Genomic DNA, 21873 nt, shown 5'->3' with positions numbered 1-21873 from the left:
TCACGGCTTTCAGGGGGTCGGGGAGCAGGCGGTGTGCCCGAGGGTCACCGAGCCGGAGACTCCGGACGCGGGCGCGAAGGTGATCTTCAGCGCGGTCAGCTCCATGCTGCCGTCGCCGGGCAGCGTCTGTCCGTTGAAGACCGCCGTCGCCAGCACGGTTCCGTCCGACTTCGTCAGCGGCATCGAGTAGTTCGGCGGGATCTGCGGCGGCAGATTGGGAATTCCGGACAGGCCGCTCAGCGACCAGGTGGAATTGGTCTGCCGGTTCGTCGCGTCGCAGGTGACCGTGTACTGCAGGATGCGGATGCGCTTCCCTCCCGCGCTTACCAGCGCCGAAAGCTCGAAGTTCTTTCCGGTCGCCGTCGAGGTGGTGGTGGTGAGGTCGTTGGCCGGATCCGTCACCTTCGTTGTGCAGGTCGACGTGCCGCCGCCGAAGGTGATCCCGGGCTTCGACACCAGGCCGGACGACCCGCTCGTCGGGCCGTCCACTGAGCACGACGCGAGGGACGGCACCGAAACCGCCGTACCGCCCTTCGTGAAGCTGGCTCCGCCGATGTCGGCGACTCCGGCGGGGGTGTCCGCCGCCGCGACCCCGGTTCCGGCGAGCAGTCCGCCCACTGCCAACCCGGCCACGGCGATGCGCTTGACGATCATGTCGGGATCTCCTCCTTGTGGTTTCTCCCCTCGACTATCCGCAGGCCCGAATCGTCCGTTGCGGTCGCGCGCGCGTGATCACTCGTCCGAGGGCGTTGATCAACCCGTTCGTGGCCGGCCGGGGCAGTGTCGCGTTCGTCACCGTTTCCGCAGGACAGCGGGTAAACGAAGGTTGTCGGGGAACCACTACCCTGAAGGGGGTAATCCCGACTGGCGAACGAGCGCCACGAGAGAGCGGAGCCGACGTGTCTGTGTCTTCACCACCTCCGGGGGCGGCCCGGGATGGCGCTGTCGAGGACCTGCGCGCAACCGTCGGGCTGCAGATCCAGGACGAGGCCTTGCTGCGCGCCATCGCTGGAGGACTGGCGGACGTCGAGACGATGCTGCGCGACGTCGTGAAGAGCGACGTCCCGGCAGTCCACGACGCGGCGCTGCACCTGGTCGAGGCGGGGGGCAAACGTTTTCGTCCGCTGTTCACGCTGCTGTCCGCGCAGTTCGGGCCGAAGCAGGGCGAGCAGGTGCTGATCGCGGCCGCCGCGGTCGAGCTGGTGCACCTGGCGACGCTCTACCACGACGACGTCATGGACGAGGCGACCATGCGACGCGGCGCCGAGAGCGTCAACTCGCGCTGGGACAACACCGTCGCCATCCTGACCGGCGACTACCTGTTCGCGCACGCCTCCCGGCTGGTCGCCGACCTGGGCACGGACGCCGCACGGATCATCGCCGAGACGTTCGGCGAGCTCGTCAGCGGACAGATGCGGGAAACCGTGGGCCCCGGCCCCGGCGACGACCCGGTCGAGCACTACCTGACCGTCATCGCGCAGAAGACCGGGTCGCTGATCGCGACGTCCGGGCGGTTCGGCGGGATGATGTCCGGCGCGGCCGAGGAGCACATCCAGGCGCTGCGCCGGTTCGGCGAGATCATCGGAGCCGCGTTCCAGATCTCCGACGACGTCATCGACATCGCGTCGCCGTCCGATGAGCTGGGCAAGGCACAGGGCACTGACCTGCGCGAAGGCGTCCGTACGCTGCCGATGCTGTACGCGCTGGCCGATCCGGGCACCGACCCGCGGCTGGTCGAGTTGCTCGCCGGCCCGATCACCGACGACGCGCTGGTGGCCGAGGCGCTGGAGCTGCTGCGTCGTTCGAGCGGACTCGAACGCGCGCGCGTCACCCTTTCCGACTACGCTTCCCGAGCACGTGCCGAGCTCGCCGCGCTGCCCGCGTCCCCTGCGCGCGACGCTTGCGAGTCGGTCGCCGACTACCTGGTCGCGCGGACGTTCTGAGACGTTCTCAAAGGGGCGAAAAATGTCCATATTCGGGCAGGTGTGGCTCTGGAGCCTGCTGGCCTTCTTCGTCGGGGCGCTCATCGCCTGGCTGGTGCTGGCGCGGCCGGCCCGCAAGCGGGTGCAGGAGCTGGAGGCGGAGCTGTCCGCCGCGCACGCCGATTCGGCGCGCGCCGCGGCCAGCACCCCGGCCCGTGCCGCCAGCGCGCCGGACCGTGCCGCGGCCAGCACGCAGACCCGTACCGCGGCGCTGCCGCCAGCCGAGGACTGGACGCGTGACCAGCGCGAACACGCTCCGACCGAGGTGTTCCAGGCGGCCGCTCCGGTCGCGGCGTTCTCCCCGGAGTCCGAGTACGACGCCGAGTACCGCACCGCGCCGGAACCGGCCGAGGACGACGACGTCGACGAGGCGTTCGCTCGAGCGGAAGCGCAAGAGGACCCGGCTGGTCCGGTGCACAGCTCGCCGGCGACCGAGGTGGTCGCTCCGGTCGAGGGCGGTCGGGCCGCGGAGACCCGGGACTCCGGCGACACCTACCGGGCCTCGGCCACCGACTACCTGCAGCCGGTAGACCGTGACCTGGGCTCGCATCACCTCGCCGAGCCGGACCACGACAGCGGCTACCACCGGATCGCCGAGCCGCTGGAAACCCCGGCTTCGGCGGACGAGTACGACAGCGGGTACCACCAGCTCCAGGAGCCGATCGCGGACGGCGAGCACCGCGGCTCGTTCCGGCCGGCGGCGGAGCCGGACGGCGGGTCGCACGGGTTGTTCGAACCAGCCGGCGAATCCCACGGTTCGCTCGAACCGGTCGAGGAGTCCGCCAGCCGCGGCGCGTTCGAGCCGGCGGAACCGGCCAGTGAGAACTGGCACGAACCGGCCGGATCCGTTGTCCCGGAGGAAGAACCGGACGGCGGCCGGCGGCGGGTGCCGGAGCCGGCCGACGGACTGTCCTCTTTGGAGCGCCGGCTTGACCCGGCGGCACTGGACCCCGCACCGTCCACTCCGGAATCCGACGAGGCGGCTTCGCTGTTCCGGCCAAGCTCGCGCACGCCGGAACCGGAATCGGAACCGGATTGGTTCAGCCAGCCGGGCGGGGCGCCGCGGTCGGCGTTCGAAGAACCGCAGCAGGCCGCCGAAAACCCGGTCGGGCACCTGGAAGAGGCGCCGGCGACCGACCACCTGACGCCCAGCGCGCCGGTGGAGTCCACTGAAGACAGCGGACTGCCGAAGCGTCAGCGCCGGGAATCCCCGCTCGGCGGGTTCGACCCGCCTCGGCCGATCCAGCCGTCGATGCGTTCGGTGGAGCGGCGCGAACCGGACGTGGCGGGCGGGCACAGCGGTTCGCTGTTCGAGCCGTCGGTGCAGCCGAACCAGGCGGCGATGGCCGCGCCGGAACCGCCGCCGGCGCGACAGACCGCGGCGGACGCGGTGCCGCCGGGACCGTTCGGCCCCGGCTCGGCGATGCCTCGCCCGGGCGGTGGCCGGCCAGCCGACGGATTCACCGTGAAGGCGAGCGTGACGGCATTGCGGTACTGCGTCGAGGATTCGGCGCAGTTCCCGAAGATGGTGGCCGAGGTGTGGTTCCGCACCGCCGCGGACGCGGAGCGGGTCGGGTTCCGTCCGCTGCACTGAGACCGGAGAAACGAAACGGCCGCCCTCCCCTGGTAACGGGGAGGGCGGCCGTTTGTCCTATTCGGACGGTGTTCAGTCCACCGTCCAGGTGTCCTTGCCGCGCAACAAGCCCTGCAGGTCCGGCGTCCGCGCCGCACGGGCCTGTTCGACCTGCGCGCGGGCAGCGTCGTCGTAGGTGGGCCGTTCCACCTGGCGCAGGATCCCGGTGGGCACATGGTTGAGGTTCTGGTCGCCGAGCCGGGTCAGCGCGAACGCATACGACGTGTCCGCGATCGTCGGGTCGTGGACCACCAGGTTGTCCTCGCCGATATCGGCGACCTTGCCGACGTCCAGCCCGCCCCAGTCGCCGCGGCGGACGCCGTACTCGCCTTCTGCGCCGAACCGGATCGGCTCGCCGGCCCGCAGCGGGATGAGCCGGGACGCGGCCTCGTCCTTGTCCTTGAGCACGTCGAACGCGCCGTCGTTGAAGATCGGGCAGTTCTGGTAGATCTCCACCAGCGCCGAACCGCGGTGGCGGGCCGCCGCTTCCAGCACCTCGGTGAGGCCCTTGCGGTCGGAGTCCAGGGCGCGGCCGACGAACGACGCTTCCGCGCCGATCGCCAGCGACAGCGGGTTGAACGGGGTGTCCAGCGAACCCATCGGCGTCGACTTGGTGACCATGCCCTGCCCGGAGGTGGGCGAGTACTGGCCCTTGGTGAGCCCGTAGATCCGGTTGTTGAACAGCAGGATCTTGATGTTCACGTTGCGCCGCAGCGCGTGGATCAGGTGGTTGCCGCCGATGGAGAGCGCGTCGCCGTCACCGGTGACGACCCACACCGACAGGTCGGGACGGGTGGTGGCCAGCCCGGTCGCGATCGACGGTGCACGGCCGTGGATCGAGTGCATCCCGTAGGTGTCGAGGTAGTACGGGAACCGCGACGAGCAGCCGATGCCGGAGATGAAGACGATGTTCTCGCGTTTGAGACCGAGCGTCGGCAGGAACGACTGCACGGCGTTGAGCACCACGTAGTCGCCGCAGCCGGGACACCAGCGGACTTCCTGATCGGACTTGTAGTCCTTGGCCTTCTGCGGTTCGTCGGCGGTCGGCACCAGGTCGATGCCGCCAAGCTGCGGCAGCCCGAGATCGATGGCGGTCACTTGACGCCCTCCGGAACGAGGTTGGCGATGATGTCGGAGAACACGTTCTGCAGTTCCTCGGCCTTGAACGGGAGGCCGGCGACCTTGGTGTAGGAGTGCACGTCCACCAGGTACTTCGCCCGCAGCACCCAGGCGAGCTGGCCCAGGTTCATCTCCGGGACCACGACCTTGTCGTAGCGCGCGAGCACCTCGCCGAGGTTGTGCGGCAACGGGTTCAGGTGCCGCAGGTGCGCCTGCGCGATCGGCATCCCGAGCTTGCGCACGCGGCGGCAGGCCGCGCCGATCGGGCCGTAGGACGAACCCCAGCCCAGCGCCAGCACCTTCGCCTCGCCGGACGGGTCCTCGACCTCCAGGTCCGGCACGTCGATGCCGTCGATCTTGGCCTGGCGCAGCCGCACCATCCGGTCGTGGTTGTCCGGGTCGTAGGAGATGCTGCCCTTGCCGTCCTGCTTCTCCAGTCCGCCGATGCGGTGCTGCAGACCGGCCGTGCCGGGCACCGCCCACGCGCGCGCCAGCGTCTCCGGATCGCGGACGTAGGGCCAGAACTCGCCGGAGCCGTCGGTCGCGTTCGGCTCGCTGGCGAACTCCACCCGAAGGTCGGGCAGGTTCGCGACGTCCGGGATCAGCCACGGCTCGGAACCGTTGGCGATCGCGCCGTCGGACAGCAGCAGCACCGGCGTACGGTACTTCAGCGCGATCCGGGTGGCCTCGATCGCCGCGTCGAAGCAGTCCGCGGGCGAGAGCGGCGCGACGATCGGCACCGGCGATTCGCCATTGCGGCCGAACATCGCCTGCAGCAGGTCGGCCTGCTCGGTTTTGGTCGGCAGGCCGGTGGACGGCCCGCCGCGCTGCACGTCGACGATCACCAGCGGCAGTTCGGTCATCACGCCGAGGCCGATGGTCTCGGACTTCAGCGCGACACCCGGTCCGGACGTCGAGGTGATGCCCAGCGCGCCGCCGTAGGAGGCGCCGAGCGCGGCGCCGATACCGGCGATCTCGTCCTCGGCCTGGAAGGTGATGATGCCGAAGTGCTTGTGCTTGGACAGCTCGTGCAGCACGTCCGAAGCGGGGGTGATCGGGTAGGTGCCGAGCAGGATCTGCAGTCCGGACTGCTGGCCGGCGGCGACGATGCCGTAGGCGAGCGCGGTGTTCCCGGTGATCTGCCGGTAGGTGCCCTTGTCCAGCTTCGCGGGCGCGACCTCGAAGGTGGTCGCGAACGATTCGGTGGTCTCGCCGTAGTTCCAGCCCGCGTGGAAGGCCAGGATGTTCGCCTCGGCGATGTCCGGCTTCTTCGCGAACTTCTCCCGCAGGAAGGTCTCGGTGCCCTCGGTCGGCCGGTGGTACATCCAGGACAGCAGGCCCAGCGCGAACATGTTCTTGCAGCGCTCGGCGTCCTTCTTGCCGAGGCCGGTGTCGGCGAGCGCGCCCTGGGTCAAGGTCGACATGGCGACCCGGTGCACCTGGAACGCGGACAGCGTGTCGTCTTCCAGCGGGTCGGTCTCGTAGCCGACCTTCACCAGGTTCCGCTTGGAGAACTCGTCGGTGTTGACGATGATCGTGCCGCCCTGCGGGACGTCGCGCAGGTTCGCCTTGAGCGCGGCCGGGTTCATCGCCACCAGCACGTCCGGCCGGTCGCCCGGGGTCAGGATGTCGTAGTCGGCGAAGTGCACCTGGAACGACGAGACGCCCGGGATGGTGCCCTGTGGCGCCCGGATCTCGGCCGGGAAGTTCGGCATCGTGGAGAGGTCGTTGCCGAACGCCGCCGCTTCCGAGGTGAACCGGTCACCGGTCAGCTGCATCCCGTCGCCGGAGTCGCCGGCGAACCGGATGACCACCCGGTCCAGTTTGTTCACCTCGGTGGCGCGAGTCGCGGTCAGCGCGCCGCTCCCGGTCGGGCGGCCGTTCGCACTGGTGCTCATGGGTCAGGGAATCCCTCTCTCCCGGCATGCTGCGAGCCCGGGTCGGCGCCCCGGGGAGCCCGCCGGGGCCTGTGTCCGAGGTTACTCGCCGGGCCTGGTGCGCCGGTCGAAGTCTGGGGTTCTCCCGACCGGTCTCCCACATGGGCGTTTCCCGATGGTAGGGGGAACACGGGCAGGTGACGGCGTGACGCATGTCTCGTGCCGCGCCAATACCGCTGACCAGCAGCTCGCTCCAGGTTGAGGGTTCTCAGCAGGTGGGAAAGCCAGGCGGCCGAGGTCAGCGGGTGCTGATCCGGGCCTTCATCGCGGCCAGCCGTTCCGCGAAAGCCGGGGACGACAGGGATTCGAGCTGGGGGACGATCTCGGCGTCCACTGCTTCCGGGTGGCTGCGCAGCGTGCTGGTGTGGCGCATGGTCCGCTTGGTGGACAGGACCACTTCCCGCGGGGCTGCGGCGGTCGGGGCGGCCAGGTCGCGGGCGGCCTGGACCAGTGCCTCGTGATCGCCGTCGACCAGGCGGTGGGCCAGACCTGCTCGCACCGCCTCTTCGGCGGTGAGGGATTCGCCGAAGAGGGCCAGCGCGGCGGCTTGCTGGGGACCGAGGACGCGCTGGGACATCCAGGTCATCCCGCCGCCGGGGTGCAGGCCCAGGTCGAGGAACCGGGGGATGAACTTCGCGCGGGGGCCGACCAGGCGGAGGTCGGCGGCGAGGGCCAGGTTCAGACCAGCCCCGACCGCCGCGCCGCCGACGGCCGCGATGGTGGGGAGGGCGCAACCGGCTACCGCCAGGAAGCCGGCGTAGATGGCTCGGAGACCGTCCGGGGTGGCGTTGCCGAGGGCGGTGAGGTCGGCTCCGGCGCAAAAGGCCGGCGGGGCGCCGGTGACGATCACGGCGTTGACCGCCTCGTCGGCCTCGGCGCGTCCGACCGCCGCGGCCAATTCGGCGGACAGGTCGAGAGTCAGGGCGTTGCGGCTGTTCGGGGCGTCGACGGTGAGCAGGGCGACGCCCTGGTCGTGCTCGCTGCGGATGCGGTCGGTCATGCCGGTGAGCATGCAGGAAAGGCCTCGGTGCTCGCTGGGTGGCTGTCCGGGAAGGGCCCCTTGACGGACTTGGATTCCGTCGAGGGGCCCTTCCCGGACGTCAGGACGTCAGGACGGCGTCGGCGGGCGTTCCAGCAGGCGCGAAAGCACGACGGTCGACACGGTCCGATCGACGATTTCCAGCCCGCGCAGGCGTTCCAACGCGGTCTCCAGGTGGTGGATGTCCGCCGCGCGCAGGTGGACGATCGCGTCGGCCGCGCCGGACACCGTGTAGGCGGCTACCACCTCGGGCAGGGGTTCCAGCCGGGCTCGGATCCGGGCCGGGGTGACGTTGCCCTGGCAGTGCACTTCCACGAACGCTTCGGTGCCCCAGCCCAGTGCTTCGGGGTCGACCACCGCGGTGAACCCGCGCAGCACGCCCGTTTCCAGGAGGCGGTCCACCCGTCGCTTCACCGCGGGCGCGGACAAGCCGACCACCTTGCCGATCTCCGCGTAGCTGGATCGGGCATTGGCTACCAGGCAGGAAACGATTCGCTGGTCGATGGTGTTCACACGCAATGTTTAGCATGTCGATGCGCATTGAACAGCGATTGATTGCGATATCGGATGCCGTTTAGCCTGGTTGCATGCAGGGAGAGGTTGTGCCGCGGGTGCCGACGCCCCGCCGTTACCTGATGTGCTCGCCGCGTTATTTCGCCGTCGACTACGCGATCAACCCCTGGATGGACCCGACCAAGCCGGTCAGCGCGGACGCCGCCGTCGCGCAGTGGGCCGCGCTGCGCGACACCTACCGTCGTCTCGGCCACACCGTCGATGAAATCGAGCCGCAGCCGGGCCTGCCGGACATGGTGTTCGCCGCCAACTCCGGCACCGTCGTCGACGGGCGGGTGCTGGGCTCCCGGTTCCGGGCTCCGCAGCGGGCCGCGGAGGCGGAGCACTTCCGCCGGTGGTTCCTGGAGCACGGCTACCGCGATCTGACCATGCCGGAGAAGATCAACGAGGCCGAGGGCGATTTCGCCTGGACCGGGCGGCTGCTGCTGGCGGGCACCGGCTTCCGCACCGACCCGGCCGCCCATGCCGAGGCGCAGGAAGCTCTGGGCGTGCCGGTGGTTTCGCTGCAGCTGGTGGATCCGCGCTACTACCACCTCGACACCGCACTGTTCGTGCTCGCCGAGGACAGCGGATCGGCCGGGGCCAACGTCGCCTACTACCCGGACGCGTTCTCCGCCGGTTCGCAGCGGGTGCTGCGCCGGATGTTCCCGGACGCGGTGGTCGCGACCGCCGCCGACGCCGAGTGTTTCGGGCTGAACGGCGTGTCCGACGGGCGCAACGTCGTGCTGCCGGTGGAAGCCACTGGGCTCGGCACCGAACTGGCCGAACGCGGGTACGAGCCGGTGTACCTGGACATCTCCGAACTGCGGAAGGCCGGCGGCGGGCCGAAATGCTGCACGCTGGAGATCCGCAAGTAGGTCGGTGCGGGCAGTTTTCCGGGTTCGAGCGTCTTCGGCGACGACTCGGTCCGGCGCTGCTTCGGGTCCAGCGGAGCCAAGCGCTGGACGGTGTGCGCCAGCTCCCGGCGGTCGTGGTCTGAAGTGGACAGTCGAGACGCCGCCTGCCCGGCTGGCGGTGGGGGCGGTGCTTGCCCGGGTGTCGGCTGGGGAGCGGTGCGGTGACTGGGGAGGCGGTGCTTGCCTGGGCGGCGGTGGTGGCTGGGGGCGGTGCATGCCAGGGCGGTGGCTGGGGGCGGTCCTTGCCCGGGTGTCGGCTGGGGAGCGGTGCGTGCCGGTTAGCTGCCCCGATACCCGCCAGGACGTCGGCCGGGACGAGGCAGTCCGCGTAGCCTCTCCGCCCCGCTCAAGTCCGTGAAGGGCCCCTTGCGGGAATTAGATTCCGGCAAGGGGCCCTTCCCGGGCTTCGGGATCGCGTACCGGGCTCATCGGCCAGGAGGAGAACCCCGGCGCGCGGCCGACATTGCGTCCGCGACCGGGAAAATCTTCTTGATCAACTCCGTGCAGGTAATCCGATCGGGTGATTCGTGGTATTCCGATTGTTCGGCACGCCTGTTTTCGCAGAGCTGCTGGACCTGGACTGACCTCGGGATCTTGGGCGGTAACTACTCCGTTTGCTAATCCGATTAATCGGGTAGGGTGAGCCGATGGGAGGCACGGGATGACCACCTTCGCAGTGCACGGCATCGGTAGACCTCGACGGGCCCTCGACCCGGGCGAGGACGAACGGTGGATCACCGTCGAGCAGTTCGACGCGCTCCTGGACGTCGTCGCCCGCGGCGGTGCCCAGCTGACTTTCGACGACGGCAACTCGTCGGATGTCGAGATCGCCCTGCCTCGCCTGGTCGACCGCGGCCTGTACGCGGAGTTCTTCCCGCTGGCCGGCCGGGTCGGCGAACGCGGCTACGTTGACCAGGACGGGCTGCGGCAGCTGGTGGAAGCCGGAATGCACGTCGGTTCGCATGGCTGGGATCGCCACGATTGGCGGCTGGACAGTCCCTTCGCGGTGCGCCGCGACCTGGACGAGGCACCGCGATTGCTGGAACAGCTGAGCGGGACGCCGGTGCGACGGTATTCGCTGCCGGAAGGCCGATTTGATCGTCGGGTGCTGAGGCATTTGCGGGATGCCGGGGCCACCCGGGTGTACGCCAATGTCGGGGGCGCGCGGGGAGTACGCGCGGCGACGTTGGTGCGGCCGCGGACGGAGATTCGGTGGGATGTGAACACCCGCTGGGCGGAGGCGGTGAGCCGGCGGCCCCGGCGGTGGGCCGGACGATGGACTCCCCGCTCCAGCTGGTGATTTCTCGGGCTTAGGCGGGGGCTGGTTTCGCCGCCGGGGACGACCCTTGCGCGGGTGCCCGAAACCTGATCGGGACTGTCGGCCGAGGCGGCCTGCCAGGGCGGAAAAATGCCTTGGCGGGTCGCCTCAAACCGTGTCAGGCCTTTGTGCCGGAGGCCGGGGCGAGGGGTCTCCGGGGGTGTCGGGCGGCGCGGCGGTGGCCGTGGTCGCCGCCCGGTCCGAGAACGCCTCCTTCGCCGGGTTCCGCACCCGCGCCGACGCGCCGGCCAGCGCAAATCTGCCCGACGCGAGATCTGGCGGCAACCCCGCAATCCTCCGTTCAGTGGGGAAAAACCCCACCTTCGGTGGGTTGTGACCGCCTCCGCCCGGCGGCATCCTGAGCGCACGCCGCCGTAAGGAAAGTTTCCTAATCAACAGGGAGCATCATGCGGAAACTCGTCCTCCTCGCGATCGCGGCAGCCGCTGCGGCGATCCTGCCCACCGCCGCTACGGCTGCCGCCGCGACGGCTCCAGTTCAGCCGGCGGTGCAGGCGACCGCCCGAGCCGGCGGGCCCACCGCGGACCAGATTCTCGCCAAGCTGGCGTCCTGCAAGCAGATCTCCAATGGCAAATACAAAACCGACGAAGACTCCAAAACCGCTACCGTCCCGGTTTGCGACGCGGGCAAAGCGGTCTTCTGGAAAGCCGACATGGACATCGACTGCGACGGCCAGCGCAGCGCGCAGTGCAACGAGAAGACCGACTGCTGCTACCAGGACAACACTGCCTTCCCGCAATCCGATGGCAAGGCCCTGGACGCCGCGAAGCTGCCGTACATCGTCGTGCCGAGCGCGAGTGGCATCTGGAACTACGAAAAGTCCGGCCTCAAGGGCGGCGGATCCTGCGCGGTGATCTACAACGGCAAGGTCGAGTACACCGTCATCGGCGACACCGGTCCCAACAAGATCATCGGTGAAGCGTCCTATGCCACCGCCAAGGACCTGGGCATCAACCCGGACCCGAAGAACGGCGGCGTTGAATCCGGGGTCACCTACGTCTGCTTCAAGAACTCGACGGTGAGCCCGATCGAGAACCACGCCAACGCCACCAGCACCGGAGAGAAGCTGGCGGCCGCGTTCGTCGGCTGAACCTCCGAATCGACAGGAGCTCCCCGTGCGCCGCGCCGGGGAGCTCCGCTCTTCCTCGCCGCGTAACTCTCGACGCGTTTTGCGCGATTGGTCCGATAGCGCGAGAAAGGCGGGCGATGACAGCCATGCTGGTGAATCTCACGGTGCACGGCATCGGCGCTCCGGAGCGTCCGCTGGCCCCGGGAGAAGAGGCGACCTGGGTGCGGGTCGACCAGTTCGATCGAGTGCTGGACGCGGTGGCGGATCGACCGGACGTCCGGCTGACGTTCGACGACGGGAACTCCTCGGACGTCGAAATCGCGTTGCCCCGGCTGGTCGAGCGCGGGCTGCGGGCCGAATTCTTCCTGCTGGCCGGGAGGATCGGCAGCCCGGGATCAGTGGACGAGGCCGGGATCGAGAAGCTGCTGGCGGCCGGCATGAGCATCGGTTCGCACGGCTGGGCGCATCGCGATTGGCGACGGCTCAGCGAGGGCGAGGTCGGCGAGGAGCTGACTCGTGCTCCGGAAGCGCTCGCGCGGCAGACCGGTGAACCGGTCCGGCGCGTCGCGATCCCGTTCGGCTCCTACGATCGCACGGTCCTGCGCCGGTTGCGCGGCACCGGCGTGCAGCGGGTCTACACGAGCGACGGAGGGCTCGCGCGCGAGCAGGACTGGTTGCAGGCGCGGACGAGCCTTTCGCACGATCTCGATGCGGTCTGGATCTCGGACGTGCTCGGCGGCTCGCCTGGCGTGCGCCGGAAAACCAGGCGGGCCGCTGCGAAACTCGTGAAGCGATTCCGGGGTTGACCGGATTCTTCGTTGCCGTCCAACGGAATCCGCCGTAACAGGCTCGTCTGCCGCCGCGACATCTTGAACGTGAGTGCGCAGCAGTTCCGGGTCGGGATCGTCATCGTGACCTACGACAGCGCCGAGGTGTTGCCCGGATGCCTCGCGTCGCTGGCCGCGGCGGTCGAGGGCACGAAATTGGTGGATGTCGTCGTGGCGGACAACATGTCCCGCGACGGCACCGCGGAAATCGCGACCGGCGACTGGAACGTTCCGGTCACTTTCCTGCGCACTGGGCACAACGGCGGATACGCGGCTGCCGTCAACGTCGGGGTCAAAGAACTGCAAAACGTGGGCGTGGACGGGGTTTTCGTGTTGAATCCGGATGCCCGGCCGCATCCCGGCGCGTTGGCGGTGCTGGCGAAGGCACTGGATTATCCGCACCGGGGCATCGTCTATCCGCGGCTGCTCAACCAGGACGGTTCGCTTCAGCCGTCGATCCGCCGCGATCCCACGGTGCTTCGCGCGTTGACCGAATCGGTCGCGGGCGGCCGCCGGGCGGGCAAGTGGGGCACGCTGGGCGAGCTCATCACGGACCCGGGGCAATACGACTACGGCCGTCCGGTCGCGTGGGGAACCGGTGCGGCGATGCTGATCGGGGCCGAGGTGCTGCGGGAGACCGGACCGTGGGACGAGTCGTTCCTGCTCTACGGCGAGGAGACGGAGTTCAGCCTGCGGGCCAAGGACTTCGGCTGGCAACCGTGGTACGAGCCGGCGGCGGTCGTCGAGCACATCGGCGGCGAGTGCGGTACCAACCCGATGCTGTGGGCACTGCTCACCGTCAACCGGGTGGAGCTTTTTCGCCGCCGCAGCGGAAAAGCGGCTTCGACGGCGTACTTCGTCGCGGTGGCGCTCGGCGAACTGCTCCGTACGCTCGGCGGCCGGCCTACCGCGAGAGCCGCGCTCGTCGCGCTGCTGCGCCCGTCCCGGCGCCTGACCGCGCTTCCGGGCTGAGCCGCGATGCGCGTCGTCGAGTTCGATCGCCTCACGGCGCGGGAACTGGAGTCTTGGCACGTCCTGCGCGCAGGCAACCCGCGGCTGGACAGTCCATACTTCCATCCGGCGTTCACCGCGGCGGTGCACGCGGAGGGCCCGGCGGTTCGGGTCGCGATCGCCGAGGACGTCCCGGGCGTCGTCACCGGGCTGCTGCCGGTGCACGTCAACGGGTCCGGGGTACGCCCGGTCGGCTGGCCGGCCGCGGACTTCCAGGCTCCGGTGCAGACGGCGGACTCCAGGTTCCCGGTCGAGCGGCTTCTCCCGGCCCTGCGCGCCCGGACGTTCAGCTTCGATCACCTGCTCGGCCGGGCCGAGTTCGAACCGTGGATCGAGACCCAGCGGCCGTCGCCGTACCTCGACGTGACCGGCGGCCTCGACGGGTACCTGGGCCGTGCGTCGCGCAGCGGCAAGGACAATATGGGCCAGGCTCGGCGGCGGTCGGCGAAAGCTGTCCGGGAGCACGGTTCACTGGTGTTCACCGCGGACTGCTCGGATCCGGTCCTGCTCGACGAAGTGATCCGGCTCAAGCGCGACCAGTATCGGGCGACCGGCGCGCGAGACTATTTCGCCGACCCGGCGCGCGTCGCGCTCCTGCACCGGCTGCTCCGCACCCGGGAAGATTCCTTCGGCGGGGTGCTCTCGACTGTCCACATCGGAGGACAGTTGCTCGCGGCGCACTTCGGCCTCCGCGACGGTCCCGTGCTGCACTGGTGGTTCCCGGTCTACGAACCGCGGTTCTCCCGGTTGGCGCCGGGCTGGATCCTGTTGCGGGAGATCGTTCAGGCCGCGGCGGACCTGGGAGTGCGGCGCGTGGACCTCGGCCGGGGCGAGGACGAGTACAAGCGGCGCGCGATGACCGGCCAGGTGCTGGTCTGCCAGGGCGAGGTGAGCACCGGCGGGCTGCACCGGCTCGTCCGCCGGGTAAGCCGGCAGGCGGTCACGGCGGCGAAGACGTCGCCGGTCGCGCCGCAGCTGCGTGCGCTGCGGCGGCGCTTCCGGTGACTCGGCCGAGGCGGCGCTAGGCCGCCGAGCCGAGCCCGGTCCAGGTGAACCCCGAGCGGCGCAGCACGTCCGAATCGAGCAGGTTGCGGGTGTCGACGACGATCGGCCGCCGGACCACGTCGGCGAGCCGGGACCAGTCCAAGGTCCGAAATTCCGGCCACTCGGTCAGCAGGATGAGCGCGTCCACGTCCTTCGCCAGCAGCACCGGATCTTCGACCAGGCTGACGTCGCCGAGTTCCGGCCGCATCGTGTCGGCCCGCAGCGCCGGGTCGTAGCCGACGAGTTCCGCGCCCGCCTGTCGCAGCAGTGCGGCGATCGCGAGCGCGGGCGAATCTCGCACGTCGTCGGTGTTGGCCTTGAAAGTCAGGCCGAGCAGGCCGAGCCGGAGGTGCGCGAGGGAACCGCCGCGGTTGCCGGTGACGGCGATCCGGACTTTGTCGACGATGCGCTGCCGCTGCCGTTCGTTGGTGTCGATCGCCGCGCGCAGCAGACGGAACTCGAAGTCCGCGGAATCGGAGATCTGCAGCATCGCCCGGGTGTCCTTGGGCAGGCATGAGCCGCCCCAGCCGGGACCGGGCCGGAGGAACGCCTGACCGATCCGGCGGTCGTACCCCATGCCTTCGGTGATGTCGGCGAGGTTGGCGCCCAGCCGTTCGCACAGTTCGGCCATCGCGTTGACATACGACAGTTTCATCGCCAGGAAGCAGTTCGCCGCGTACTTCAGCAGTTCCGCGCTGGCCGCGTCGGTCAGCACCGTCGGCGCGCCGAGCCGGGCGTAAAGCCCGGCGATGCGTTCGGCGGAATCCTGCGCGTCGCTGCCGACCACGATCCGGTCCGGATTGAGGAAGTCGTGCACCGCGGTTCCCTCGCGAAGGAACTCGGGGTTGCTCACGACCGCGACGTCCTCGCGGCGCAGGAGTTCTTTCGTGCGCTCCGCGGTGCCGACCGGGACGGTGGACTTGTTCACCACCACGGTCCCGGGCGGCAGCTTCTCCCGGATCTCGTCGAGCACGGCTTCGACACTGGACAGGTCCGCGATTCCGCCGACTCCCATCGGCGTCGGGACGCACAGGAAAACCACTTCGAGGTCGGCGTCGATCGCGGCCGCCGCGCCGTGCACGAACTCGAGCCTGCCCGCCGCCAGCCCTTCGGCGACGAGTTCGGCGAGGCGTGGCTCGAGGATGTCGACCTGGCCCAGTGCGAGCCGGTCGATCTTGTCCGGGTCGACGTCGGCGCACACCACGCGGTGCCCGAGCGACGCGAGACACGCGCCGGTGGTGAGCCCGACATAGCCGGTGCCGATGACCGCGATCCGTCTGGCGAACATGTCAGTCCTTCTCCTCGTCGAAGAGATCCCGGTAGACCGAGAGATAGGCGCGGGCCTGCGGCGCCCAGTCGAGTTCCGTCTCCGCGCGGACCCGGCCGGCCTTGCCCAGTTCGGCCCGGCGTTGCGGATCGTCGAGCAGCGCGACCAGTTCGGCGGCGAATTCCGCGGTGGCGCCCGGCTTCACGTAGACCGCGCAGTCGCCCGCGGACAGCGAGTTCTCGGTCAGCCGGGAGGCGACCACCGGCAACGCGAACGCGAGGTACTCCATCGTCTTGTTCATGGTCGAAACGTCGTTGAGCGGACTGTAGGGGTCCGGCGAGAGCCCGACGTCCGCGGTGGAGAAGTAGTCGGCGATCTCGTCCGGTCCGACCATGCCGGTGAAATGCACGTAGTCGTCGAGGCCCATTTCGGTGCATTGCGCGCGCAGATCTTCGAGGCAATCGCCGAAGCCGAGTATCGCGAACTGGACGTCGGTGCGGTGGTGCTCGCGCACGACCCGGGCGGCGACCTCCAGCACCTCGTCCACCCCGTCTTGCGGTCCCATGATTCCCAGCCATACCGCGAGGTAGTCCTTGCCGCGGCGCAACTCCGGGCGGGGCCGGCGCGGCCGCATCACCGAGGTGTCCGGTCCCGACCGGACGATCGTCGTGTGCTCGACCGGCACGTGTCCGCGCTCGACGGCGATTCTCCGGTACGAGGCGTTGGTGGAAACAACCCGGTCCGCCGTCCGGAAGGTCATGCGCTCCAGCCAATACAGGCCGGCGAGCTGGATCCGCGCGGCCAGGCCGGCCGGTTCGCCGAACCGGGAACGGAAGACTTCCGGGTTGAGGTCGTGGTGGTCGAAGACGAACCGCACTCCCCGAAGCCGCCAGAGACGGGCGAGCGCCCAGTAGGTGTCCGGCGGGTTGCATGCCTGGACGGCGTCGAACCGGCGGCGCTTCCACACTTTCAGCGACAGCAACGCCGTGCGCAGCCAGCAGTAGCCGAACTCGACCAGGTAGCTCAGCACGCCGGTGCTGTCCGGCGGCGGGGCGTATTTGTAGAGGTGCACTCCGTCCAGCACCTGGTATGCCGGTTCGCCTGTCCCTTTTGGACAGATGACGGAGACCTGGTACCCGGCTTCGCTGAGCGCACGGCATTCCAGCCATACCCGGCGGTCGAGCGGGACGGGCAGATTCTGCACGATGATCAGTACGTGGCGTCGCAGCACCGGCGACCTCATCTCGTGGGGTGGGGAGCCGACGCTACTTATTCGCTGGCGCGCGGCCTTTTATTACGCACCTCTCGGTAACGGAAAGCTGCGCTGTGGCGACCTAACTGCAGGCTGTTCCGAGAGGGGTACTCAGATGGCAGAGGGCGAGGCCCGATCGAAGCTGCGAGCCGGTGACCAGGTGCGCGTTCGCGGAACCGAAGAGATCCTTGCGACGCTCGACAAACAGGGTCGCCTGGCCGGCCTGCCCTTCATGCCGGAGATGCTTCGGTTCGCCGGGCAGGAGATGCGGGTCTACAAGCGGGCGGACAAAACCTGCGACACGGTCACGCCGAGCACCGATCACCGGAAATTGGAACGCACTGTGCATCTGGCTGGTGCGCGCTGTGACGGAAGCGCGCACGGCGGATGCCAAGCAGCGTGCCTTCTTTTCTTTCGCGAGGAATGGCTCGAGTCGAGCGCGTCGCCCGCCGAGGGCGAAGGCGCGACGGTCGAGGCGCTCGAAGCCGACGCGGTGGAGTTCGCGGACAGCGACGACGCGGAACAGTACCGTTGCCAGGCAACGGAGTTGCTCAACGCGTCCGCGCCGATGAGCGCCTACTCGCCAAGGCAGTACGTGGACGATGTGCGGTACGGGAACGAAAAACTACCGGTGGTGCTGCGCGGACTGCTCATCGTGTTTTTCAACAAGTTCCAGCGGTTGAGCCGGCGATGGCCGGCCTGGCTGCGCATCCGCGACGGCGAGACCTACCCCTTCCTGCGGGGCCGCGGGGCGTCGGCCGCGCAGCCGGATCCGTTGCGGCTGAAGCCGGGGGACCTGGTCGAGGTGCGGAGCAAGGAGGAGATCCTGCGCACGCTGTCGCCGGCGAACAAGAACCGCGGCATGCTCTTCGACGTCGAGATGCTGCCGTACTGCGGGCAGCGGGCCCGAGTTTCGCACCGGGTAGAGCGGATCATCGACGAGAAGACCGGCCGGATGCTGCGCCTGCGTGATTGCGTCGTGCTGGAAGACGTCTTCTGCCGTTCGCTTTATCACCGGTTCTGTCCGCGGGCGATCTATCCCTATTGGCGGGAAGCTTGGCTGCGCCGGGTCGAAGGCTGAGAGAGACCGCAGCTGCCTTCACGCGCTGTCTGAGCCATCAGCGAAGGCGGCCGGGTGGTCCGGGAGCAGATGTACCGGCAACGGCGCTGCCGTGCTGTTCTGGCGCGCGAGACGCGCGTGCCGCCGGAGCCACTGCTCCCGCGCGCTGTAGATCCAGCTGAGCAGGATCACCACCACGAACACCGCACGCAGATAGTTGATGTGGTGTTCCGGGTACAGCACTCCCTCGACGTACCGGTACAGGAACGGACGGTCGTCGACCACCTGCCCGCCGCGGCGGCGAGCCCAGTTCTCGACCGCCGTGACCGGGCAGCCGACCGCGACGTAAAGAGTCGTGACCGCCCAGCCGACGTAGAGCGCGTGCGGGATCGCCGTCCACCACCAGCGCCCGGCGAGCAGCCCGCCGAGAAGCAGGTAGAAAAGCAGAGCGAAATGCAGCACTACCATCGATGTGGCAAGCAGCGCGTACACGGCGCTCCGCCTTTCCTTGTCGGATGCCGCTGCTACTTGTTACCGATCCGGCCCGCGAGGTCGACGAGAGCAGGCGGTGTCCACCGCTTCGCGATTTGGCGCAGATTGCTCTGCCACGTCTCTCCCGGCCGCTGCTTGAAGACCGTGGTGTGCTCGTCGTGCACCTCTTCGGCGGGGCGGCCATTGGTGTAGTAGTAGAGCGCCATGGACCGGCGGGCCCGGTCGTCCGGGCAGGTCAACGGATCCGGGTGGCCGTGGTTGGCGTCGTCGGTCGTGGCGAAGAGCACGAACCGGTTGAACACCGGAAGGATCTTGTGCGCGCACTCGGACATGTCCTGGTTCCACAGCTGCAGGTGCCCGCCGTAGGACTCCTCCCAGTCCTTGTTCAGGTAAAGCAAGCCGTTGAGCCGCCGGTCGAGGCCGAGCCTGCGGTGCCGGTTGAAGTCGACGTGCACCTTCAGGAACCCGCCGGGGCGGATCTGGTGCAGGCCGCCGCCGTCGAAATGCGGGTCGGGAACGAGATGTTCGATGCCGCTGATCCGTTCGAGGAAATCGACGAACACCTGCCCGTTGAACTCGGCGAGCAGTTCCCGGGTCGCCGGGCCCATGCGTTCGGTGTCCGCGAGCGCGAGTTTCACCTCCTGCGAAGTGTCGAAGCTTTGCCATTGCGCGTCGCGGGGCTCGGGGAACTCGGCGAGGACGGGTTCCAGGACCTCGGGTGGCAAAAAGTCGTCGATCACGACGTGCCGGAACGGTTGCGCGGTCACGAACTGCTCGTGCAGCTTGTCGGCCAGCGGCAACAGGTCATCGCGACGGAAGGTGAATGTCCGGACTTCCTGCATGGTGTTTGCCGTCCTTTCCCTGAGGGCTCGACCCTGCCTTCACTGGGCGCGGAGTTCGGGTTCCGTAGAAGGTCTGGTGGTGTTATCGGTGGACCATTCCGATTCGTTCCCGCGAATGCGGCGAAACCATGCGATCGCGCGATCGGCGAGTACGACGACGGTGAAACACGCGGCGTCGGCAGCGGAAACGGTGCCGCCTCGAACCAGGCGTGCCAGCGTGCGCGGCCCGGTGCTGTCGCCGGCCGCTGCCGGGCGTCCCAGCCGGTCCAGTTGCCGATTCCCGAGGCGGACCCGGGCTCGGCGGCGTACCAGCGCGCGCACCGTGGCGGCCGGCCACACCGCGGCGCGGGCTTCGGCCACCACCGTTTTCTGCGCGGCGGGAATCACCCGATGGACCCAGGCGTCGTCGGCCAGGACGTCCGGGAGCGGAAACGCCAGGGCGTGCCCGCGCCGGTCGAGTGCGTAAACACCGGAGCCGACGCCTGATCGCCGCACCGACGGCAGGTGTGCCCAGGCGCGGTGTGCGCGTGCGGCGATCGGCCCGACGCCGTCGAGTTCGAGCTGCGGAAGCGGCGTCGCCATGACGATGTCCGGCGTGTCCAGCGCCGCGACGAGGGCGCGCACTGCGTTGACCGACAGCACCACGTCGGCGTCGACGTACAGCCGAGGGAAGCCGGTCAGGACCTCGTCGCCGAGCCGGAGCGCGGTGACTTTGCCCGGGTCGGCAGTCTCGAACACGGTGACCCCGGCCGCCTCGGCTACCGCAGCGGTACGGTCGGTGCACGCGCTGGCCACGACGACAATCTCCAGCTCGCCTGGCGAAGCACCGGCGGCAAGCGCACGCAGCAACCGGGGCAGCGTCCGCTCTTCGTTATGCGCGGGAATGACCACATGGGCACGGGGGTTCACCGGTCACCCCGCCTTCGCCGAGACGCCGCCGAGCTTGCCCTTCATAAGCAACTTCGCGACCTCCAGCGATTCCCGGAAGAGCTGACGATCGATCAAGCGCAGCAGGGCGAGGTAGAGGACCGCGACCGTCGCGAGGCTCGCGCACAGGGCGGCCGGCACCGGGATGCCGACACCCGTTTCGAGCACCTCATTCGCCAGCCAGCCGGCCGCGGTGGCCGGCACGCCGGCGGCGACCGCGGGCCAGACCGCGCGCAGCCAATCCCCGAGGCGGAACGCGGCGACCCGGCCGATGGCCGCGACCTGGAACGGCGTGAGCGCCAGCGTAGCGAGCGAATAGGCCGCCGCCACCCCGGTGACCCCCCAGGGCAGTCCGGCGAAGAAAGCCGGAACGCAGACCAGCAATGGAATCCAGGACCAACGCAGGGCAAGGTCGGCGCGGCCGAGACCCATGAACACCGAACCGCCCGGAGTGGTCAGCGATTCCAGGATTCCGGTGGTCGCCAACGCGATCACTACCGGGACTGCCGGACCCCATTCGGCCCCGAACACCGTGCGCACCACATCCGGGGCCAGCGCGGCCACCGCGAGCATTCCCGGCACCACCGGGACCGCGATGACCTGGGTGACCCGGAGGAAGAGACTGCGCACCCGCTGCGGATCGTCCTGGGTGCGGGCGAAGATCGGGAAGGCGACGCGATTCGCCACGTTGCCCAGCAAACTCACCGGAACCAGCATGATGCGGTAGGGCACCATGTAGTACGACAACGCGGCGGCCCCGAGGAAATGGCTGACCACCACGTTGTCGGCATTGCGGCCGACGTAGCCGAGGGCCTGCGAGCCCAGCAGCGGCACCCCGAACCTTCGGACGTAGCGCAGCGCGGTGCGGTCCAGCACGAAGGCGGGCAGCCCGGCCGCGCCGAGCCAGATGAGCAGGACCAGCAGGTCGGTGCAGACCTGCTGGACGACGAGCGCCCAGTAGTGCATGCCGAATTCCGCGGCGACGATGCCGATCGCGCCGCCCAGCAGGGTGGCCGCTACTTCGCCGAGGGACAGCGCGCGGAAACGCAGGTCCCGCTGCAGGCGAGCGGCCGAGACGATCGCCAGGCCCTTGAGCACCGGCCCGGTCGCCAAAATCATCAACACCGGCCGCAGCTGGGGAATAGCCAGGAAATCGGCGATCGCACCGGAGAAGGCCACGGTGAGCACTGCGACGAGGGTGCCGAGCGCGGTCACCGTCCAAAACGCCGCCCCCTCGTCCTCCCTGCGCAGATGAGCTTTCTGCACAATGCCGGTGGCGAGTCCGGTCTCCAGGAGAACCGCGGTGAGCGACACGTAGATGGTCGCCGCGCTCGCGACGCCGAAATCCGCCGGACCCAGCAGCCGCGCGAGCACCAGCGCGAAACCGAGGCGGCCGAACTGGCGCGCGATCATCGCGATGACCGTCCACCGGGCGCCGTGCGCGGCGGTGGCGGCCGCGGTATCCGCGGGCAGCGCGGAATCGGGCGCGGGCGGCTGTCCGGAGCCGGGACGGTGAACTGTCACGATGTCGTCTTCCGCCCGATCTCGCTGGGACAGTGGGACATT

General features: G+C 69.3%; 20 protein-coding genes. 9 read left to right on the top strand and 11 right to left on the bottom strand.

Going from position 1 to position 21873, the window contains the following annotated elements; translation table 11 throughout:
• Window positions 1–9: 9 nt before the first annotated feature.
• The gene (locus AMYBE_RS0128925; RefSeq protein ID WP_020662886.1) at window positions 10–654 is read right to left on the bottom strand and encodes a hypothetical protein; all 645 of its coding nucleotides are present in this window, start codon (window positions 652–654) and stop codon (window positions 10–12) included.
• 251 nt (window positions 655–905) lie between these two features.
• On the opposite strand from AMYBE_RS0128925, the gene AMYBE_RS0128920 reads away from it, so the two are divergent.
• Complete coding sequence (locus AMYBE_RS0128920) at window positions 906–1943, top strand: polyprenyl synthetase family protein (protein WP_020662885.1); 1038 nt, start codon at window positions 906–908, stop codon at window positions 1941–1943.
• 22 nt (window positions 1944–1965) lie between these two features.
• Complete coding sequence (locus AMYBE_RS0128915; protein WP_020662884.1) at window positions 1966–3576, top strand: sunset domain-containing protein; 1611 nt, start codon at window positions 1966–1968, stop codon at window positions 3574–3576.
• Window positions 3577–3648: 72 nt separating this feature from the next.
• On the opposite strand, the gene AMYBE_RS0128910 is transcribed toward AMYBE_RS0128915, so the two are convergent.
• From AMYBE_RS0128910 to AMYBE_RS0128895, 4 genes are all read right to left on the bottom strand, one after another.
• Window positions 3649–4713, bottom strand: coding sequence for a 2-oxoacid:ferredoxin oxidoreductase subunit beta (locus AMYBE_RS0128910; protein WP_020662883.1), 1065 nt, complete (start codon window positions 4711–4713; stop codon window positions 3649–3651).
• Window positions 4710–6632, bottom strand: a complete 1923-nt coding sequence (locus AMYBE_RS0128905) for a 2-oxoacid:acceptor oxidoreductase subunit alpha (protein ID WP_020662882.1) — start codon at window positions 6630–6632, stop codon at window positions 4710–4712. The genes AMYBE_RS0128910 and AMYBE_RS0128905 overlap by 4 nt, the downstream gene beginning before the upstream one ends.
• 277 nt (window positions 6633–6909) lie before the next feature.
• Entirely contained in the window at window positions 6910–7671 is a 762-nt protein-coding gene (locus AMYBE_RS0128900) for an enoyl-CoA hydratase (RefSeq protein WP_027928126.1), read from the bottom strand.
• Window positions 7672–7779: 108 nt separating this feature from the next.
• The gene (locus tag AMYBE_RS0128895; protein WP_020662880.1) at window positions 7780–8223 is read right to left on the bottom strand and encodes an Lrp/AsnC family transcriptional regulator; all 444 of its coding nucleotides are present in this window, start codon (window positions 8221–8223) and stop codon (window positions 7780–7782) included.
• A 74-nt stretch (window positions 8224–8297) separates the two neighbouring features.
• On the opposite strand from AMYBE_RS0128895, the gene ddaH reads away from it, so the two are divergent.
• The 6 genes from ddaH (at window position 8298) to AMYBE_RS0128865 (ending at window position 14428) form a co-directional block, all read left to right on the top strand.
• Window positions 8298–9140 (top strand): dimethylargininase, encoded by an 843-nt coding sequence (gene ddaH / locus AMYBE_RS0128890; RefSeq protein ID WP_154676318.1) that lies wholly within the window; start codon window positions 8298–8300, stop codon window positions 9138–9140.
• Between the two features lie 700 nt (window positions 9141–9840).
• Window positions 9841–10479, top strand: a complete 639-nt coding sequence (locus AMYBE_RS0128885) for a polysaccharide deacetylase family protein (protein WP_020662878.1) — start codon at window positions 9841–9843, stop codon at window positions 10477–10479.
• 425 nt (window positions 10480–10904) lie between these two features.
• On the top strand, window positions 10905–11606 hold the full coding sequence (locus AMYBE_RS0128880) for a glycoside hydrolase family 75 protein (RefSeq protein WP_020662877.1): 702 nt from the start codon (window positions 10905–10907) through the stop codon (window positions 11604–11606).
• Between the two features lie 116 nt (window positions 11607–11722).
• On the top strand, window positions 11723–12391 hold the full coding sequence (locus AMYBE_RS0128875) for a polysaccharide deacetylase family protein (protein WP_020662876.1): 669 nt from the start codon (window positions 11723–11725) through the stop codon (window positions 12389–12391).
• Window positions 12392–12460: 69 nt separating this feature from the next.
• Window positions 12461–13384, top strand: coding sequence for a glycosyltransferase family 2 protein (locus AMYBE_RS0128870; protein ID WP_027928125.1), 924 nt, complete (start codon window positions 12461–12463; stop codon window positions 13382–13384).
• A 6-nt stretch (window positions 13385–13390) separates the two neighbouring features.
• Window positions 13391–14428, top strand: a complete 1038-nt coding sequence (locus AMYBE_RS0128865; RefSeq protein ID WP_020662874.1) for a GNAT family N-acetyltransferase — start codon at window positions 13391–13393, stop codon at window positions 14426–14428.
• A 16-nt stretch (window positions 14429–14444) separates the two neighbouring features.
• Here AMYBE_RS0128865 and AMYBE_RS0128860 read toward each other — a convergent pair whose 3' ends face one another.
• Both AMYBE_RS0128860 and AMYBE_RS0128855 read right to left on the bottom strand, forming a co-directional pair.
• A complete protein-coding gene (locus AMYBE_RS0128860) occupies window positions 14445–15755 on the bottom strand; it encodes a UDP-glucose dehydrogenase family protein (protein WP_020662873.1) in 1311 nt (436 codons plus the stop codon).
• A gap of 1 nt (window position 15756) precedes the next feature.
• Entirely contained in the window at window positions 15757–16965 is a 1209-nt protein-coding gene (locus tag AMYBE_RS0128855) for a glycosyltransferase family 4 protein (protein WP_020662872.1), read from the bottom strand.
• Here AMYBE_RS0128855 and AMYBE_RS0128850 point away from each other — a divergent pair.
• A complete protein-coding gene (locus tag AMYBE_RS0128850; RefSeq protein WP_154676317.1) occupies window positions 16940–18067 on the top strand; it encodes a hypothetical protein in 1128 nt (375 codons plus the stop codon). The genes AMYBE_RS0128855 and AMYBE_RS0128850 overlap by 26 nt on opposite strands.
• An 18-nt stretch (window positions 18068–18085) precedes the next feature.
• Here the strand turns inward: AMYBE_RS0128850 and AMYBE_RS0128845 are convergent, their stop codons facing one another.
• The 4 genes from AMYBE_RS0128845 to AMYBE_RS0128830 are packed head-to-tail and all read right to left on the bottom strand — an operon-like array spanning window position 18086 to window position 21831.
• Complete coding sequence (locus AMYBE_RS0128845; RefSeq protein ID WP_020662870.1) at window positions 18086–18538, bottom strand: DUF2784 domain-containing protein; 453 nt, start codon at window positions 18536–18538, stop codon at window positions 18086–18088.
• 32 nt (window positions 18539–18570) lie between these two features.
• On the bottom strand, window positions 18571–19380 hold the full coding sequence (locus AMYBE_RS42475) for a 2OG-Fe(II) oxygenase (RefSeq protein ID WP_020662869.1): 810 nt from the start codon (window positions 19378–19380) through the stop codon (window positions 18571–18573).
• 39 nt (window positions 19381–19419) lie between these two features.
• The gene (locus tag AMYBE_RS0128835) at window positions 19420–20289 is read right to left on the bottom strand and encodes a glycosyltransferase (protein WP_027928123.1); all 870 of its coding nucleotides are present in this window, start codon (window positions 20287–20289) and stop codon (window positions 19420–19422) included.
• 3 nt (window positions 20290–20292) lie between these two features.
• Window positions 20293–21831 carry a lipopolysaccharide biosynthesis protein gene (locus AMYBE_RS0128830; protein ID WP_020662867.1) on the bottom strand — a complete coding sequence of 513 codons (1539 nt, stop codon included), beginning with the start codon at window positions 21829–21831 and terminating at the stop codon, window positions 20293–20295.
• Window positions 21832–21873: the final 42 nt, after the last annotated feature.

The organism is Amycolatopsis benzoatilytica AK 16/65 (genome assembly GCF_000383915.1).
Lineage (GTDB): Bacteria > Actinomycetota > Actinomycetes > Mycobacteriales > Pseudonocardiaceae > Amycolatopsis > Amycolatopsis benzoatilytica.
This window is presented reverse-complemented; position numbering and strand designations above follow the sequence as displayed.

Coding starts and splice junctions, on each gene's coding strand:
- AMYBE_RS0128850 (WP_154676317.1), top strand. CDS start 16,940: ATGATCAGTACGTGGCGTCGCAGCACCGGCGACCTCATCTCGTGGGGT.
- AMYBE_RS0128925 (WP_020662886.1), bottom strand. CDS start 654: ATGATCGTCAAGCGCATCGCCGTGGCCGGGTTGGCAGTGGGCGGACTG.
- AMYBE_RS0128865 (WP_020662874.1), top strand. CDS start 13,391: ATGCGCGTCGTCGAGTTCGATCGCCTCACGGCGCGGGAACTGGAGTCT.
- AMYBE_RS0128905 (WP_020662882.1), bottom strand. CDS start 6,632: ATGAGCACCAGTGCGAACGGCCGCCCGACCGGGAGCGGCGCGCTGACC.
- ddaH (WP_154676318.1), top strand. CDS start 8,298: ATGCAGGGAGAGGTTGTGCCGCGGGTGCCGACGCCCCGCCGTTACCTG.
- AMYBE_RS0128875 (WP_020662876.1), top strand. CDS start 11,723: ATGACAGCCATGCTGGTGAATCTCACGGTGCACGGCATCGGCGCTCCG.
- AMYBE_RS0128860 (WP_020662873.1), bottom strand. CDS start 15,755: ATGTTCGCCAGACGGATCGCGGTCATCGGCACCGGCTATGTCGGGCTC.
- AMYBE_RS42475 (WP_020662869.1), bottom strand. CDS start 19,380: ATGCAGGAAGTCCGGACATTCACCTTCCGTCGCGATGACCTGTTGCCG.
- AMYBE_RS0128900 (WP_027928126.1), bottom strand. CDS start 7,671: ATGACCGACCGCATCCGCAGCGAGCACGACCAGGGCGTCGCCCTGCTC.
- AMYBE_RS0128885 (WP_020662878.1), top strand. CDS start 9,841: ATGACCACCTTCGCAGTGCACGGCATCGGTAGACCTCGACGGGCCCTC.
- AMYBE_RS0128880 (WP_020662877.1), top strand. CDS start 10,905: ATGCGGAAACTCGTCCTCCTCGCGATCGCGGCAGCCGCTGCGGCGATC.
- AMYBE_RS0128915 (WP_020662884.1), top strand. CDS start 1,966: ATGTCCATATTCGGGCAGGTGTGGCTCTGGAGCCTGCTGGCCTTCTTC.